Source organism: Pseudomonas sp. TS_SC_3 (genome assembly GCF_056156225.1).
Map to the genome: position 1 here is coordinate 1599908 of NZ_CM149586.1, position 17675 is coordinate 1617582.

Genomic DNA, 17675 nt, shown 5'->3' on the forward strand with positions numbered 1-17675 from the left:
GATCAATAAGCGGCTGATTATCCCGAGCGCGCAAAGTATGCTGAAATTAAATGTAAGCATGCCTACCATTTGCATCAGGAATACTTAAATGCTTGATCACCTGCTGCTGCGCAGCTTTGTGGCCGTGGCGGATTGCGGCAATTTCACCCGCGCAGCCGAACGTCTGCACCTTACCCAGTCCACCGTAAGCCAGCAGCTGCGCCGCCTGGAGGACAGCCTGGGCTGTCGCCTGCTCGACCGCAGCGCGCGACAGGTACGTATGACCGCCGAAGGTGAGCAACTGTGCAGCTATGCGCGGCGCATTCTGGCCCTGCACGATGAGGCCGACGATGTGCTGCGCAACCGCCAGAGCGAGGGTGTGCTGCGACTTGGCGTACCTGAAGATTTTGCCGCCGAACGTTTGATGCCTCTGCTGGCAGACTTTACCGAGGCACAAACCAGCGTGCGCTTGGAGATCACAAGCGGGCTCAGCCCGGAGTTACTGCGGCAATACCGCGAAGGCCAATTTGATCTTCTGCTGAGCAAGCAAATGAACCCGGGCAGTGACTGCCTGGCCGCATGGCAGGAGCCACTGTGCTGGGTCGATAGCCGTAGCCGACCAGCCTGGCAGCGTGAACCGTTGGCCTTGGTGGTGTTTGCCACGGGTGGTTTGTACCGCCAGGAAATGATTCAAACACTGGAGATGCAGGCGCGTAACTGGCGCATCAGCTACTCCAGTACCAGCTTGGCCGGCGTTTGTGCGGCCGTGGCTGCTGGGCTGGGTATCAGCCTGCTACCACGGCGCGTGCTCCAGGCGGAGCATCAGATCATCGCAGGCCTGCCGGCCATTGAGGGCATGCACCTGGTGTTGTATGCCCGGCCAAACCTGAGCCCAGCGGGCAGCGCCCTTAGGGAGCGGCTGTACCAGCTGTGCCTGGAGCAGGCCGGCTCGCGGCCGTAGGCTGCGCTTGCAGTAATTGCTCAAGCTGCCACCCGCCCCCGAGTGCCGCGATCAACTGCACGCTGGCAGTCAGGCGGCTGCCCAGCAGGCTGAGGTTGCTGCGCTCGTTGTTCAGCGCCGTGGCCTGCACGTTGACCACGCTGTTGAAGTCCACTGTACCGGCGCGGTACTGGTTTTCGATCAGGCGCAGGGATTCGCGGGCGGCATCCAGCGCTTCCTGCTGAATCACGGCTTCTTGCTGCAACACGCGCAGTTGCACCAGGTAGTCCTCCACCTCGCGGAAGCTGTCGAGCACCGCTTGGCGGTATTGCGCCACGGTCTGGTCGTAAGCGGCTTCGCTGCGTTCCAACTCGGCGCTACGCGCGCCACCATCAAACAACGTCAGCGCCAGCTGCGGGCCGAGCGACCAGAAGCGGTTGGGCAGATCGATCCAGTCGGCAAAGCTGCTTCCACGGTAGCCGCCGCTGGCGGAGATACTCAGGTCCGGGTACCAGGCGGCTTCGGCGACGCCGATCTCGGCGTTAGCGGCTATCACCCGACGTTCAGCGGCGGCGACATCCGGACGGCGCTCCAGCAATTGCGACGGCAATGCAACGGGGATTTCCGGCAACGCGGGTAATTGCTCGCGCTGGGCAATGCTCAGTTCGCTGGGCGGTACGCCGATTAGCACGGCAATCGCATGTTCCAACTGGGCGCGCTGCCACTTGAGGTCGATGGCCTGGGCCTGGGTGCTTTTCAGCTGGGTCAGCGCCTGGCTGACATCGGATTTCGGCACGATGCCGGCGTTGTACTGATTTTCCGTGAGCTTCAGGGAGCGCGCGTAGGCCGCGACCGTGGCATCGAGCAGGCGCTGCTGATCATCCAGCACGCGCAGTTGCAGGTAGTTCTGCACCAGTTCCGCCTGCAGGCTGAGCTTTAGCGCGGCCAGATCCGCAGCGCTGGCCTCGAAACCGGCGCGGCTGGATTCCAGCGAGCGACGCAGCTTGCCCCAGATGTCCAGCTCCCACGCAGCATTCAGGCTGAGGTCATAGCTGGTGGACACGCCACTGCTGTTCGAGTTGGTGCCGCTGGACGCGCTCTGGCTGCCAGTTCCTTGCCCGCTGCGGCTGGCCCCGGCGCTGCTCGACAGGCTCGGGTAGAACGCAGCGCGCGCGCCACGCACCAGGGCGCGGGCCTGGCGATACTGTGCCTCGCTGGCAGCCAGGTTCTGGTTGGAGACATTAAGGCGTTCAACCAAGGCATCCAGCTCCGCATCGTCATACAACTGCCACCAGCTGCCGCGTTCCAGCACATCACCGGGCGTTGCCTGTGTCCAGCCTTCAATCTGTTTGAACTGCGCCGGGGTTTGCAGCGGCGGGCGCTGGTAATCCGGACCGATAGCACAAGCACTCAGGGCCAGGGTCAACACCAGCAGGGTCGGTAAACGGTAAACGGATAAAGCCTTCATAACGGGGTTTCCAGAGCAGCGTCAGTGCGCACACCGCGCCAGCGGTTGACCCGGTGACGCAGGCGGTCGAAATACAGGTAGATCACCGGCGTGGTGTAGAGGGTCAGCAGCTGGCTCAACACCAACCCGCCGACAATAGTGATACCCAGCGGCTGGCGCATTTCCGAGCCCTCGGCGCTGCTCAGCATCAGCGGCAGCGCGCCGAGAATCGCCGCCAGGGTGGTCATCATGATCGGCCTGAAACGCAGCAGGCAGGCTTGGCGGATGGCCTCGTCCGGGCTCAGGTGCTGCTGGCGTTCCAGTTGCAGGGCCAGATCGATCATCAGAATGGCGTTTTTCTTGACGATACCAATCAGCAAAAACAGGCCAAGCAATGAGATCAGACTGAACTCAACGCTCATCAGCTGCAGCGCAAGCAGCGCGCCGACGCCCGCCGAAGGCAAGGTGGAAAGAATGGTCAGCGGGTGGATATAGCTCTCGTACAGCACACCGAGCACGATATACACCACCACCAACGCCAGCAGGATCATCCACGGCTGGTTCTGCTGCGTTTGCTGGAACGCGCCGCCGGTGCCGCCGAGTATGCCCTGCACCTCAGTCGGTAAACCGACCCGGGCAATGGCTTTATTGATCGCCAGGCTGGCTTGATCCAGGCTGACGCCTTCGGCCAGGGCAAAGCCGATATTCTCAGCGGCAAACTGGCCCTGATGGCTAACCCGGTCCTCTTCCAGGCTGCGCTCCCAGCGAGCGAAGCTGGACAACTGCACGCGCGCACCTTCGGCGGTAATCAGTTGAATCTGATCAAGTGTTTCCGGGTACTGGGCGAACTGCGGGTTGATCTCCATCACCACGCTGTACTGATTGAGGCTGTCGTAGATGGTCGAGATTTGCCGTTGGCTAAAGGCATTGTTGAGCACGGCGGTGATCATGTTCATGTCCACGCCCAGGCGTTTGGCCATGTCGCGGTCAACCACCAGGCGGATCTGCTGAGTGCCTTCAGCTTCCTTGGCGTCGATATCGGTCAGTTCCGGCAGCGCACGCAGCGCTTCACGCACCGGCGGCAACCACTTGCGCAATTCGTCGAGGTCGCCGGACAGCAGCATGTATTCGTTTTCCGAACTGCGTCCTTCCCGCCCGCCGATCTGCAGGTCCTGATCAGGCATCAGGAACATCCGCCCGCCGGGCACTTTCGGCACCGACTGGCGCAGGCGGCTGATGACCTCTTGGGCGCTGGCCTTGCGCTCGGTGACAGGCTTCAAGCGCACGATCATAAAGGCGTTATTGATACCGCCACTGCCACCGATAAACCCAGCCACGCTCTCTACCGCTGGGTCAGCCAGCACCGCGCGGCGGTAGATTTCCATCTTCGGTTGCATCACCTGGAATGACAGGCCGTCATCGCCGCGGATAAAGCCGATCAGCTGACCGGTGTCCTGCTGCGGCATAAAGGTTTTCGGCACGCTGACAAACAGGAAGATGTTCAGGGCGATGGTCGCCAGCAGGCTGAACAGCATCAGCAGCGAGTGACGCAATGCCCAGTCTAGGCTGCGCTGGTAAAAGGCTAGAACACGCGTCTGCACGGCCGCGCCCCAACGCTGCATCGCGCTGGGTTGGTGTTCGGCGGTTTCAGCCTTGAGCCAGCGCGCGCAGAGCATGGGCGTCAGGGTCAGCGACACCAGCAGGGAAATCACGATGGCCACGGCCAGGGTGATGGAAAACTCGCGGAACAGCCGCTCGACGATGCCGCCCATAAACAAAATCGAGATAAACACCGCAACCAGCGACAGGTTCATCGCCAGCAAGGTGAAGCCCACCTCGCGCGCGCCCTTGAAGGCCGCCGCCATCGGCGTTTCGCCGGCCTCGATATGCCGCGAAATGTTTTCCAACACGACGATAGCATCGTCCACCACCAGGCCTGTGGCGATGATCAGCGCCATCAGTGACAGGTTGTTCAGGGAGAAATCCAGCAAGTACATCACCGCAAAGGTGCCGACCAGCGACACCGGCACCGCCAGTGCGGGAATCAACGCGGCGCGCCAGCGGCCGAGGAAGGCGAACACCACCAGAATCACCAGCACCACGGCGATCAGCAGGGTTTGTTCTGCCTCATGCAGGGTGGCACTGATGACCGGCGAGCGGTCCATCGCCACTTCCAGCTCAATACTGGCGGGGATCACCGCACGCAGGGCCGGCAGTTGCTCACGAATGCCGGCGATGGTTTCAATGATATTGGCCCCGGTCTGGCGGTTGACCACCAGCAGCACCGCCTGCTCATCGTTAAAGAAACCGCTGTTGTAGCGGTCTTCGACACCATCGGTAACGGTCGCGACATCGCCCAGGCGCACCGCTGCGCCGTTTTGATAGCGAATGATCAGCGGCAGGTAATCGGCGGCTTTTTCCAGTTGATCGCTGGCCTGCACTTGCCAGTGCCGTTCGCCATCTTCCACTGCGCCTTTCGGCCGTTTGGCGTTGGCGGCGCTGATGCTTTGGCGCACTTCATCCAGGGCAATGCCGTACTGATCAAGCAGGCGCGGCTCCAGGGCTACGCGCACGGCGGGCAAGGAGCTGCCACCGATCTGTACTTCACCGACGCCGGTTACCTGGGCGAGCTTCTGCGCCAGGATGGTCGATGCCACGTCGTACAACTGGCCCTTGTTCAGTACATCGCTGGTCAGCGACAGCACCATGATCGGCGCCTGCGACGGGTTAACCTTGGCGTAGGTCGGCATGCTGCGCATGCCACTGGGCAGCAGCTCGCGTGAAGCATTGATCGCCGCCTGCACCTCGCGGGCGGCGGCGTTGATGTCACGGTCCAAGTCGAACTGGATCATGATCCGCGTGCTGCCTTGGCTGCTGCGGCTGTTCATCTGGCTGATGCCGGCGATGGTGCCGAGCGAGCGCTCCAGCGGCGTGGCCACGCTGGACGCCATGATCTGCGGGCTGGCCCCCGGCAGGCTGGCCTGCACGGTGATGGTGGGGAAATCCATCTGCGGCAGCGGCGCGACCGGCAGCAGGCCGAAGCTGACACCGCCGAGCAGCAGAATCGCCAGGCTCAGCAGCAGCGTGGCTACCGGCCGGCGGATAAAGGGCGCGGAGAGGTTCATGGGTTGACCACTAGCCCGGCCGCGCTACGGCCACTGATGCGCCGCGACAGGCGATCGAAGTACAGGTAGATCACCGGCGTGGTGAACAAGGTGAGAATCTGACTCAGCAGCAGCCCGCCAACCATCACCAGGCCCAGCGGCTGACGCAGTTCGGCCCCGGAGCCGGTGGCCAGCATCAGTGGAATTGCGCCGAACAGCGCGGCCAAGGTGGTCATCAGAATCGGCCGAAAGCGCAGCAGCGCCGCCTGATAAATCGCCGCTTCCGGCTGCATGCCCTGGTTGCGTTCGGCGTCGAGGGCAAAGTCGATCATCATGATCGCGTTCTTCTTGACGATGCCGATCAGCAGGATGATGCCGATGATCGCGATCAACCCCAGCTCGTTGCCGCTGATCAGCAACGCCAGCAGCGCGCCAACCCCCGCCGAGGGCAGGGTGGAGAGGATGGTGATCGGGTGGATGTAACTCTCGTAGAGTACGCCGAGCACGATGTACATGGTGACGATGGCCGCCAAGATCAGCAGCAAGGTGCTCGACAACGAGGCGCGGAAGGCTTCGGCCGCGCCCTGGAAGCGTGTCTGCACCGCCGGCGGAATGCCGATCTCCTGCTTGATCCGCTCAATCACCGCCACCGCCTCGCCCAGCGATACGCCGCTAGCTAAGTTGAATGACAGCGTGGCGGCCGGGAATTGGCCGATATGGTTGATCAGCAGGCTGGCGGCGCGCTCTTCCACCTGGGCCAGGCTCGACAGCGCAACCTGCTGACCATCGGCAGCCTTGACGTGAATCTGTCGCAGCGCCGCTGGGCCGATGCTGCCGGCGTTCTCGCTTTCCAGCACCACGCGGTACTGGCTGGCCTGGGTGTAGATGGTGGAAATCTGCCGCTGGCCGAAGGCGTCGTACAGCGCATTATCAATGTCAGCAACACTCACGCCGAGCCGTCCGGCCATGTCGCGGTCGATCTGCAGAAACACCTGCAGGCCACGGTTTTGCAGGTCGCTGGCCACGTCCGTCAGCTCCGGCTGCTCGCGCAGCGCACTGACCAGCTTGGGCGCCCACTCTTCGAGCAGGCTGATATCCGGCGACTCCATGCTGAACTGGAACTGCGTGCGGCTGACCCGGTCTTCGATGGACAGGTCCTGCACCGGCTGCAGGTACAGCTCGATTCCGGGAATTCGCGCCAACTCCGGCCTTAGCCGTTCGATGATCTGGCTGGCGCTAACATCGCGCTCGGCCCGTGGCGTCAGGTTGATCAGCAGGCGGCCGCTGTTCAGCGTCGGGTTGTCGCCATCCACGCCGATATAGGACGACAGGCTGGCTACGGCCGGGTCCTGCAGAATCACTTCGGCCAGGCGCTGTTGGCGCTCGCTCATGGCGCGGAAAGAAATCGACTGCGGCGCCTCAGAAATGCCCTGAATCACCCCGGTGTCCTGCACTGGGAAGAAGCCCTTGGGCACGGCCAGATACAGCACCACGGTCAGCAACAGGGTGCCGATGGCCACCAGCAAGGTCAGCGGCTGATGCTTGAGCACCCAGGTCAGCCACACGCCGTAACGGGCGATCATGCCGTCGATTACCGCCCCGGCAGCGCGGTAGAAACGCCCTTCTTCCTCGGGCTTTTCCGCCTTGAGCAGACGTGCGCACATCATCGGCGTCAGGGTCAGCGACACCACCAGGGAAATCAGAATGGCCACCGCCAGGGTGATGGCAAATTCGCGAAACAGCCGCCCCACCACATCGGCCATAAACAGCAGCGGAATCAGTACAGCGATCAGCGAGATGGTCAGCGAAACCAGGGTAAAGCCGATTTGCCTGGCGCCTTTCAGCGCGGCATTGAGCGGGGTTTCGCCCTCTTCCAAATGGCGGGCGATGTTCTCCAGCATGACGATGGCGTCGTCCACCACAAAGCCGGTGGCGATGGTCAGCGCCATCAGCGTCAGGTTATTGATGGTGAAACCGGCCAAATACATCACACCGAAGGTACCGATCAGCGACAGCGGCACAACGATGGACGGAATGATGGTGGCCGAAACCTTGCGCAGAAACAGGAAGGTCACCAGCACCACCAGAGCGATGGCCAGCAGCAGCTCATGCTGCACGCCCTTGACCGCCGCGCGGATGGTTTCGGTACGGTCGGTCAGTACGCTGACTTCGACGCTGGCCGGCAGGCCCTGGGTCAGATTCGGCAGCAGCGCTTGAATACTGTCGACCACCTCAATCACGTTGGCGCCGGGTTGGCGCTGCACATTGACCAGCACCGCTTCGTTGCGATTAGCCCAGGCGGCCAGACGCTGGTTTTCCGCGCCGTCGATGATTTCGGCGACATCTTTGAGGCGCAGCGTGGCGCCATCTTTGTAGCCGAGAATCAGCTCGCGGTATTCGTCGACGGATTTCAGCTGATCATTAGCATCCAGCTGCGACACCCGCGTCGGGCCATCGAAATTGCCCTTGGGCTGGTTGACGTTGCTGGCGGTGATCAGCGTGCGCACATCGCTGAGGTTCAAGCCATAGGAAGCCAGCGCTTCCGGGTTGACCTGGATACGCACCGCCGGGCGTTGGCCGCCGGCCAGGGTGACCAGACCAACGCCGCTGGTTTGTGCCAGTTTCTGCGCCAGGCGGGTGTCGACCAGGTCGAACACCTGCGGCAGCGGCATGGTTTTCGAACTGATGGCCAGGGTCAGTACCGGGGTGTCCGCCGGGTTGACCTTGTTGTACACCGGCGGTGCCGGCAGATCGCTGGGCAGCAGGTTGCTCGCGCCATTAATCGCCGCCTGCACTTCCTGCTCGGCGACATCCAGTTTTACTTCCAGGTTAAAGCGCAGGGTAATCACCGAGGCGCCACCCGAGCTGGTCGAGGACATCTGTTTCAGCCCAGCCATCTGCCCGAACTGACGCTCCAGCGGTGCGGTGACCGCACTGGTCATCACATCCGGGCTGGCGCCGGGATACAGGGTCATCACCCGAATGGTCGGGTAATCCACTTCCGGCAGTGCCGAAACGGGCAGCAAGCGATAGGCGATCAGGCCACTCAGGAAGATCGCCAGCATGATCAGCGTAGTGGCGACCGGGCGCAGGATAAACAGACGAGAGGCGTTCATTGGGCGCGCGGCGCTCGTTTGCGCTCAGGCATGGTGGGTTCGGTTTGGGCAGGGGCCGGTTTATCGCTGATCACTTCGACCTTGTTGCCAGAGCGCAGACGATCAGTGCCTTCCAACACCAGGCGATCACCCGCGTTGAGGCCCTGCTCGACCACGCTGAACTGACCGTCGCTGGCGCCCACGCTGATCGGTGTCAACTGCACCTTGTCTTCAGCGTCCACCACATAAGCGAAGGTGCCGCTGGCGCCGAATTGCAGCGCGGCGGCCGGCATCAGGGTGACGTTCTGCAGGGTTTTCACCCGCAGGCGCACGTTAACGAATTGGTTGGGAAAAAGCATTTGCTCGGCGTTGGCGAAACGCGCCTTGAGCTTGATCGTGCCCGTGGCGGTATCAATTAGGTTATCCACGCTCTCCAACTCGCCTTCGGCCAGCTTGAGTTTTTCACTGCGGTTCCAGGCCTCGACCGCAAGAGTCGCGCCGCTGCGCAGCTGCTGCACCACCGCCGGTAATTCGGCTTCAGGCAGGGTAAACATCACCGCAATGGGCAGCGTCTGGGTAATCACCACCAGCGGCAGGGCATCGCCGGCGCTAAGCAAGTTGCCCACGTCCGCTTGGCGAATGCCCAGACGGCCGCTGATCGGTGCCCGCACCTGCGTGAAATCCAGGTTCAGCCGCGCGGTGGCAACATCCGCCTGCAGGCTTTTAAGGCCACCGCGGTACTGATTAACCAAGGCTTCCTGGGTGTCGAGGGTCTGTTTGGCAATTGAATCTTCGGCGTACAGGCCGCGGTAACGTTGTAAGTCCAGCTCGGCATTGCGCAGTTGCGCCTGGCGCTCTTGCAGTGCGCCTTGAGCCTGCTGCAGGGCAATCTCGTAAGGGCGAGGGTCAATCACCGCGAGTAACTCACCGGCGTTGACCTGCTGGCCGTCCTTGAACATCAGCTTGACCAACTCGCCATCCACGCGGCCGCGCACATTCACCGTGTTGTAGGCCGTCACCGTGCCCAGGGCTTTGAGTTCAACCGGGAAGTCGCCCTGGCTGACACTGGCCACGCGCACGGGCACCGGCCCCATGTCACCAAAAGGCCCACGGCCCATTGGCGCCGATTGCGGTTTACTGGGCCAGAACCACCAGAGCAGCAGGATCAGCGCAGCTAGCAAAAGTAAGCCGATCAGCCATTGGCGCGACAGGTTACGAGGACGGAGGGTGGACTGTGTATCAGGCATGGCGGGGATCACTTCCTTGGAGAGCCTAAACGATATTCACTATCAGCCAGTCTGCAAAGGCTCTTTACTGCCTATTTACCTTTTCCTTACGTTACTAAATGTCTGATCCACATATAAAAACGGCCTGCAGAGCAGGCCGTCGACACATCCGCAGGTGTGCTTACTTGAGCACAGCCATTGCCGCATCGTAATTCGGCTCGTTAGCAATTTCGCCGACCAGCTCGCTGTGCAGCACCTTGTCGTGTTCATCCAGCACCACCACCGCACGGGCAGCCACACCCACCAGCGGGCCGCTGGCGATGGCTACGCCGTAGTCCTGCAGAAACTCAGCGCCGCGCATGGTCGACAGGTTGATGACGTTTTCCAAGCCTTCTGAACCGCAGAAGCGGGCCTGAGCAAACGGCAGATCTGCAGAAATACACAGCACGACGGTGTTGGCCAGTTTGCTGGCACCGGCGTTGAAGGTGCGCACGGACGTGGCGCAGGTCGGGGTATCAACGCTTGGGAAAATATTGAGGATTTTGCGCTTGCCGGCCAGGCTGGCCAGGCTGACATCACTCAGATCGCCAGCAACCAGGCTAAATGCCGGGGCTTGCTGACCAACCTGCGGCAGTTGACCAGCAACTTCAACCGGGGAACCTTTAAGGGTGACTTGTGCCATTGGAACGATCCTTTTTCAGCGAAAGTGGAGACGGTGAACCAGTAAGGGCGCGAGCCCGACAAATGGCAAGCTCGCGCCCAAAAGAGCAGGAAAGCAGAGCTGACCAACGAGTCAGACTACCCTGCCCGCTCAGGCGGCACATCAATTTTTTGCGAAGTGATCCTTGGTCAGCTTGACCACGATCGGACTGAGCAACAGCAGCGACAGCAGGTTAGGAATCGCCATCAGGCCGTTGAGGGTATCGGCCACCAGCCAGGCAAAATCCAGCTGGGCAATCGCGCCAAACGGCACAGCCACGACCCAGAGAATGCGGAACGGCAGGATCGACTTGGTGCCGACCATGTATTCCCAGCACTTCTCACCGAAGTAGCTCCAGCCGAGGATGGTGGTGAAGGCAAACACCACCAGGGCCAACGTCAGGATATATCCGCCAACACCTGGCATGGCCTGTTCAAAGGCTGCAGCCGACAGCGCCGCACCGCTGGCACCGCTGGTCCACACGCCGGAGGTGATGATCGCCAGGCCAGTCATCGAGCAGATGATGATGGTGTCGATAAAGGTCCCAAGCATGCCAATCATCCCCGACCGCACCGGGCTGTTGGTGGTACCGGCGGCCTGAGCGATACCGGCAGTCCCCAAGCCTGCTTCGTTGGAGAAAATACCGCGCGCCACACCAAAGCGAATCGCCGCCATCACTGCCGCACCGGCAAAACCACCGGTAGCCGCTGCTGGGCTGAAGGCATAGGTGAAGATCATTTCAAAGGCCGCTGGGATTTGCGCAGCATTGACCACCAGCACCACCATGGCGGCGATGATGTAAGCCACACACATGAAGGGCACGAGGGTCGCGGCAACCTTACCGATACGCTTGATGCCGCCGAGGATAACCATGCCGACAATCACCATGGTCACCACACCGGTCACCCACAACGGGATGTTGAAGGTGGTTTGCAGGGCGGCAGCCATGCTGTTGACCTGCACCATGTTGCCGATGCCGAAACCGGCAAAGCCGCCGAAGATGGCGAACGCAGTGCCCAGCCACAGCCACTTCTTGCCCAAGCCGTTTTTGATCGCGTACATCGGGCCGCCAACGTGCTCGCCGCGCTTATCCTTCTCGCGGTAATGCACGGCCAGCACCACTTCACAGTACTTGGTGGCCATGCCGACCAATGCGGTGCACCACATCCAGAACAGTGCGCCCGGGCCGCCGAGGAAGATCGCGGTGGCGACACCGGCGATATTACCGGTACCGACGGTGGCAGCCAGGCAGGTCATCAGCGCCTGGAAGGGGCTGATTTCGCCGCTCTCGCTGTCGCCTTTCTGGCGACCTTGCCACATCAGTTTGAAGCCAGCGCCGATCTTGGTCAGCGGCATAAACTTCAGGCGCAACATGAGGAACAGACCGGTGCCAAGAATCATCACCAACATGGGCGGCCCCCAAACCACGCCATTGAGTTGGTTAACCAGGGTGTTGACGAATTCCATGCTCATTTCCTTATTCTTGTAGTGAACGCGAGGCGGATAGCCTTCGCTTATCCGATCGCCGGGTAGGCCAAGCTGTTACACAGAACGCGAGCCGGATGGCACATCTGCAACAGCGGATCGGGCTATACCAGTCGGTACACCGACTGCGCAGTATTCAGCGGCGGCCAGTATATGAAGACTGTGATAGTGGTTTTCACTGTTTAGATTTGAACGCTCAGACGTTTTGAGCGAGGGGCGCAATTTAAACGCGAACTTAGTGGCTTAATCCAGCATTTGTCCGCACAAAAAGCCGCTAAAAATCCCGCCGATAGAATAAATCCAGGGAGCTGGCCAGGCCGCTGGCGGCTTCAAGGTATAGCTTGCGGCTCAATTCATAACGCAATGCAATGGTGTTCGCCGGCTCAAACACCCCCACGCCGTAACGCAAGCTCAAGCGCTCAGACAGATTGCCGCTGGCCACCACGCTGGTGGTGACGCCTGAGCCTTGGGTGTCGAGCTGAAAATCACTGATACCCAAACCTTGTACCAAGTTGTTGAGCAGCGGTGCACTGCCGGCCATGCCGAGGGCTAATGCAGCCTGGGCAAACATGGTGTTATCACCACCGCCCTGCCCCAGCGGTCGGCCCATTATCAGATACGACAGCGCTTGCTCCTGGCTCATGGCCGGCTCGGAAAACACCGTGCTAGTGGGTTGAGCAGCATTGCCGCTCAGGCGCAGGCCTGCAGTGACATCATCGACCCGGCGCACCGCCTCAATATCGAGAAACGGTTGATCAATCGGCCCGGCAAACAGCAAGCGCGCCCGGCGTATGTTGAGGCGCTGGCCATAGGCGCGGAAACGGCCTTTGTTCAGGCTCAACTCACCACGGGTGTCCATGTCATTACCAATGTGCACGCGGCCTTGCAGCTCGGCGTTTAAGCCAAAACCGCTGAACGTCAGGCGCTGTTGACCGACCTCAACCTCAATGTCCATGGCAATCGCTGGTGCTTGCTGCGGCGCACTGTCACGGCCAATCACCTGAGCATCGCTGGAAATTTGCACAGTGGAAGGCGGCAGCTCGCGCACTTCGATCGCGCCGCTGGGGACCAGTACCTTGCCGGCCAGCGACAGCTGCTGATCACGCAGGCTTAAGCGTAAATCCGGCTCGACCTCCAGTGCGGCATAAGGCTCCAGCGTAACTGGCAGCCGGCTGCCCCGCAGCTGCATGTCCGCCACCAGCCCGTCGGCCCAGCTCAGCTCGCCATTCAGGCTGCCCTGCCCTTGCTCACCACTGCGCCAATCGCCCTCCAACAGCAAGCGCTCGCCTGCGATCTGCGCTTGCAGTTGCAACTGCTCTAGGTTCATTGGCAGCTCACCACCGGCTACTTGGCCATTGACCACACGCAGGTTGCCGTTGATCTGCGGGGCGAGCAGCTTGCCCGATAGTGTGCCCGCACCATTAAGCTGCCCAGCAATACGCTCGACCCTCGGCACAAACGGACGAACCAGCGCCAGGTCCAGGCCATTGAGGCGGAAGCTGCCGGACAACGGCTTGCTGGCTGGGCGCGGGTCAAGCTGAGCTTGCAGCGCCAACTCGCCAATGGCTGGGCCGCTTAACGCCAGCGAAGTGTCTATGCGCTGCGGGCGCAATGTGCTGCTAAGACGCAGGCTGTCATAGGTAAATTCAAGCCATTGCTGCTGATCGCGAATTCTCCATACGCCACGGCCGGCATCCAGCTCCAGGCGGCCCTTCGGCCCGCTGGCAGGTAGTTCGAGCTGTAACTGGCCATTGAGCTGGCCCTGCCAGGTGAAGTCGTTGGGCAACCATTGCGCCAGACTGTCCATCGGAAAATTACTGAGCGTAAGGTTCAGCTTTGGCTCCGGCAGCAGGCGTTGTTCGCCGCCACACAGGCTAGCGCTGCCGGCGCGCCAGCAATGTGCGCCTAGGTTGAGCTGCCCATTAGCCAGGCGCACCAGGGTGGCCGGCTGTTGCAGGCGCCAGTCCTGCCCGCCGCTTTGTACTTGGCCTCGGCTCAGACTGCCGCGCCAGTTGCCGTTATCCAGCTTGCCGGCCAGGGCCAATTGGCTGTTCAGCACAGGGCCCTGTAGCTGCAGCTCAAGGCTTTGCTGGTGTTGATCTCCGGCGGCAGTGGCATCCAGGCGACCCAGTTCGCTTTCACCCAGTTGAATACCCAATGCCTCCAAAGTGACTCGACCACGCTGGGCTTTGTTCAAGCTGGCGTCGAGGGTGAGCTTTTGCAGGCGCTGGGCCTCAAAAGCCAGACGCTGACCTTGCAGCTGTAACTGGCCTTGCGGCGCGTCTAGGCTGCCGGCCAGGTCCAGCTGACCATTGAGCTGCCCTTGCAGCCCCGGCCACAGCTGCCCCAGCCTTGGCATTGCCAGCAACAACTGGCCGCTTAGCTGCTCCTGCAAGGCGACTTTTCCGCTGATGCGGTTATCGCCCAGGCGGATATCCAGCGCACTCAGCTCACCCTGCTGCAAACTACCGGCAAATTTTGCCAGCAACGTGGCCGGCTGGCCGCGTAAACGGCCGGTAAGGTCGATATCAGCGCTGAGGTTGAGCTGCTGATTAATCAGGCTACCGGAGCTGTTCAACGGCCCGGCCAGCGTGCCAGGCAGTTCGGCCAGCCAGTACGCCGGATCAAGCTGACGCAATTGCAAACGTACATCCCAGCTCAGTTGCTCGGCAAAACCCAGGCTGACCTGGCCTTCGGCGCGTCCCTGACCCGCCTGCAGGCGCAGTTCGGGCAGGTAGAGGTTTTGCAGATCGCCGCTCAGGGGGCTCTGCAGGCTAAAAGCACCGGCAGGGCCGTCAAGCTCGGCGGCGAAATGGCCGAGGTAGTTACCATTCTGATAGGCCAACTCACCCTTGAGCACCCGCAATGCCACAGGCACGGGTTCGGTCAGCGGATACAGGCGCTGCCAGGGGAAGTTATGCCAGTTAAAGCGGCTGTCCAGGCTCAGCCCCTGCTGCCAGTTCAATTCACCGCTGAGCTGTACCTGTTGCTCAGGTTCGGCCGTGAGGCTGAGGTTGCTGATGGTCGCACCGTCCGCCTTGAGTAACCCCGCCACTGCCAGGACAATAGGCCCTTCGGTGGCCGGCAGGCTGGCGCTGCCGGTGACTTGATAGCCGGCCTGCAGATCGCCCTGGGCATTGAGCTCAACCTGCTCAAGCGTGAGCGTGTCGGGTAGCTCGGCGCTGGCCTTGAAGGCGCCAACCTGCAAACGCAGTTGCGCCGGCAGATGCTCAGCCAGCGGCTGCAGCCAGCCCGTCAGTTCACCGTGCAGATAGCCACTGCTGCTGGCTGTCAGTTGCACCCGCTCGCGCAGTTCACCGTTGAGCTGCAGCGCCACCAGCCAAGCCTGTTGCTCCGGCGCGGGCAGTTGCAGTTGCCCGCTCAGTTGCAGCGGCCAGTTGCCGGAGGTTTGCACCTGGCCTTGTAACGCCACCTGCAAATCAGCAGTGTTCAGGCTGAGGTTGTCGATCTGAATGCCCTGCGCAGTCCAGCGCGCGGCCAGCTGCAAGCCTTGCAGCTGTTCGACGCCGTTAAGCTGCAGGCTGTCGATACGCACCTGTCCCAGTTGCAAAGCCAGCGGCAGGCTCAGGTCCGGCAGACTGAACGGCTCGCTGCTGGGCTGCTCATCATCCGGGAAAACCAAGCTGATCGGCCCGCTGTGCAGTTGCTCGATACACAGGGTCAGACGCAGCAGGCAGGCAGGCGCCCAATCCAGGCGAGGCGCCATAACCTGCACGCTATTAGCGCCCTGCTGCCAGCGCAGCTGTGTCGCGCTCCAGCTACCGCCCAGGCGGCCATCGAAGTCGTCCACCTGCAAGCCCGGCACTTGCGCCAATAGCCAGCGGCTGCCGCCCTGGGTGCCCAGCAGCAGGCTCAGGCTGATGGCCAGCACCAACAGCAACCCCAGCAGACTGAACAGCCCATTGCGTAGCCCGCGCTTCACAGTTCCGGCCCCATGGAGAAATGCAGGCGCACGCCACCCTGGTCATCCAGCGGATGCGCCAGATCCAGGCGCAACGGCCCCAATGGCGACACCCAGCGCACGCCAACGCCCACCGCGCTTTTCAGCGACGGAAGCTGCAGCGAGTCAAAGGTATTACCCTGATCGAAGAAACTCGCCAGGCGCCAGCGTTCGGTCAGGCTGTATTGGTATTCCAGGCTGGTGGTAAACAGATAACGCCCGCCGATCTTGTCACCGGCAGCGTTCTCCGGCGACAGGCTCTGGTAGTCATAGCCGCGCACGCTCTGGTCGCCACCAGCAAAGAAGCGCAGCGACGGCGGCACCTTGGCAAAGCCATCGGATTCGGTGCCGCCCACCTGCACCCGGCCGAGTAGCCGGTGCCGGGCAAATAGCGTGGTCAGCCCTTTGAGCTGGACATTGCCGTGCAGCACATTGGCGTTGGACAACAGCCCCTTGGCCGCACCGGACAGATCGAGTTGCAGGCGATAGCCGTGGTTGGGGTCGATCTGGTTGTCACTGTGCAGGTAGGAGTAACTCATACCCGGCATCAACAGCGTGCTGGTGCCGGCATCGTCACCGAGATCGTACTGTTCATGCTGCCACTTCAATGACAGTACCCGCTGCCAGCCGCTGTCGAGCTTGCTGTGCCACTCGGGGCCGACGGTCAGCAGGCGGCTGCTGCTGTCAGTATTGGCCAGGTCTTCGGCCTGATAACCACCGGCAATGCGCAGCTTGTCGGTCAGCGGCGGATCAAGCGGCACGTCGTACCACAGTCCGACATTCTGCCGTGGCGCCGACAGTTCAAACTCAGCGCCATAGCTGTGGCCCTGCGGGTTGGCCCAGTGCCGGGTCCAATTACCGCGCGCGCGCGGGCCAACGTCAGTGGAAAACCCCAGACCTAAACCCATGCTGCGCGGCTTGCGCGCCTGCAGCTGAACCTGCACCGGGATCTGCTCGGCAGACGCGCTGGTGGGGTTGGCATCCACTTGCACCGCTTCAAAATAGCCACTGGAGCGCAGCGCCTGATACAGCTCGGCAATCAACGCCGAGTCATAGGGCGTATCCGCCGGAAACGGCACCATGCGCTGCAGCAATTGCTCATCAAAAGGCGCATCACCGACAAAGTGCACAGCGCCCAGTTGGTAGCGAGGGCCGCTGACATACACCAGCTCGATATCGGCAACCCCGGCCTCGGGATCGATGGTGAGCCGCTGGCGGCTAAAGCGTCCGGCAAAAAACCCATAGCGCGAGGCCTGATTCTGAATCTCGCGCTTGGCCGCATCGTAACGCCCATGGTTGAGCTGCGCGCCACGGCGCAGGTGCGAATCATCGGGGGTACGAAACACGGCGAGTTGCGCGGCAGGCCCTTCGACACGCACCACCACATCACGAAGATGAACCGGCTCACCGGGCTGGATGCGTACCGTCAGGCGCGGTGTTTTGCCCTCACTGACCTCAGAGCTGATCTGCGCCTGGTAATAGCCCAGAGCTTGGGCGGCTTTTTCTGCCTGGTTTTCAGCCACCCGACGAAAGCGCTGCAGCGCCTCGGCATCGCGCTCACCGAGGCTGCCGATATAGCCTTCAACATTGGTTTTCAGTGCGCCATTGGCTGGTTCAACCCGCACACGCAGCTGGGCTTCGGCCAGGGCCGTAGCACTCAGCAGCAGAAGAAAAAGCCCTGTAAGAAGGTTGGGAAAAACAGACATGGGGCGATGCTAGCACGAGCCAGTGGCCGATT

General features: G+C 61.7%; 9 protein-coding genes. 1 reads left to right on the forward strand and 8 read right to left on the reverse strand.

What is annotated here, in order from left to right:
• Positions 1-88: 88 nt before the first annotated feature.
• Positions 89-940 (forward strand): LysR family transcriptional regulator, encoded by an 852-nt coding sequence (locus AC0J6G_RS07780; protein WP_475252843.1) that lies wholly within the window; start codon positions 89-91, stop codon positions 938-940.
• On the opposite strand, the gene AC0J6G_RS07785 is transcribed toward AC0J6G_RS07780, so the two are convergent.
• From AC0J6G_RS07785 to AC0J6G_RS07820, 8 genes are all read right to left on the reverse strand, one after another.
• Positions 888-2387: an efflux transporter outer membrane subunit gene (locus tag AC0J6G_RS07785; RefSeq protein ID WP_475252845.1), complete on the reverse strand. Its 1500-nt coding sequence runs from the start codon at positions 2385-2387 to the stop codon at positions 888-890. The two genes, AC0J6G_RS07780 and AC0J6G_RS07785, sit on opposite strands and share 53 nt — an antisense overlap.
• On the reverse strand, positions 2384-5491 hold the full coding sequence (locus AC0J6G_RS07790) for an efflux RND transporter permease subunit (RefSeq protein ID WP_475252847.1): 3108 nt from the start codon (positions 5489-5491) through the stop codon (positions 2384-2386). The genes AC0J6G_RS07785 and AC0J6G_RS07790 overlap by 4 nt, the downstream gene beginning before the upstream one ends.
• Positions 5488-8586 carry an MdtB/MuxB family multidrug efflux RND transporter permease subunit gene (locus AC0J6G_RS07795; protein WP_475252849.1) on the reverse strand — a complete coding sequence of 1033 codons (3099 nt, stop codon included), beginning with the start codon at positions 8584-8586 and terminating at the stop codon, positions 5488-5490. Before AC0J6G_RS07795 ends, AC0J6G_RS07790 begins: the two co-directional genes overlap by 4 nt.
• Entirely contained in the window at positions 8583-9812 is a 1230-nt protein-coding gene (locus tag AC0J6G_RS07800; protein ID WP_475252851.1) for an MdtA/MuxA family multidrug efflux RND transporter periplasmic adaptor subunit, read from the reverse strand. Before AC0J6G_RS07800 ends, AC0J6G_RS07795 begins: the two co-directional genes overlap by 4 nt.
• Before the next feature lie 160 nt (positions 9813-9972).
• Positions 9973-10473: a thiol peroxidase gene (gene tpx / locus AC0J6G_RS07805; RefSeq protein ID WP_475252853.1), complete on the reverse strand. Its 501-nt coding sequence runs from the start codon at positions 10471-10473 to the stop codon at positions 9973-9975.
• Positions 10474-10614: 141 nt separating this feature from the next.
• Positions 10615-11958, reverse strand: a complete 1344-nt coding sequence (locus tag AC0J6G_RS07810) for an alanine/glycine:cation symporter family protein (RefSeq protein ID WP_475252855.1) — start codon at positions 11956-11958, stop codon at positions 10615-10617.
• 292 nt (positions 11959-12250) lie between these two features.
• Entirely contained in the window at positions 12251-15919 is a 3669-nt protein-coding gene (locus AC0J6G_RS07815) for a translocation/assembly module TamB domain-containing protein (protein ID WP_475252857.1), read from the reverse strand.
• Entirely contained in the window at positions 15916-17643 is a 1728-nt protein-coding gene (locus AC0J6G_RS07820) for an autotransporter assembly complex protein TamA (RefSeq protein ID WP_475252859.1), read from the reverse strand. Before AC0J6G_RS07820 ends, AC0J6G_RS07815 begins: the two co-directional genes overlap by 4 nt.
• Positions 17644-17675: the final 32 nt, after the last annotated feature.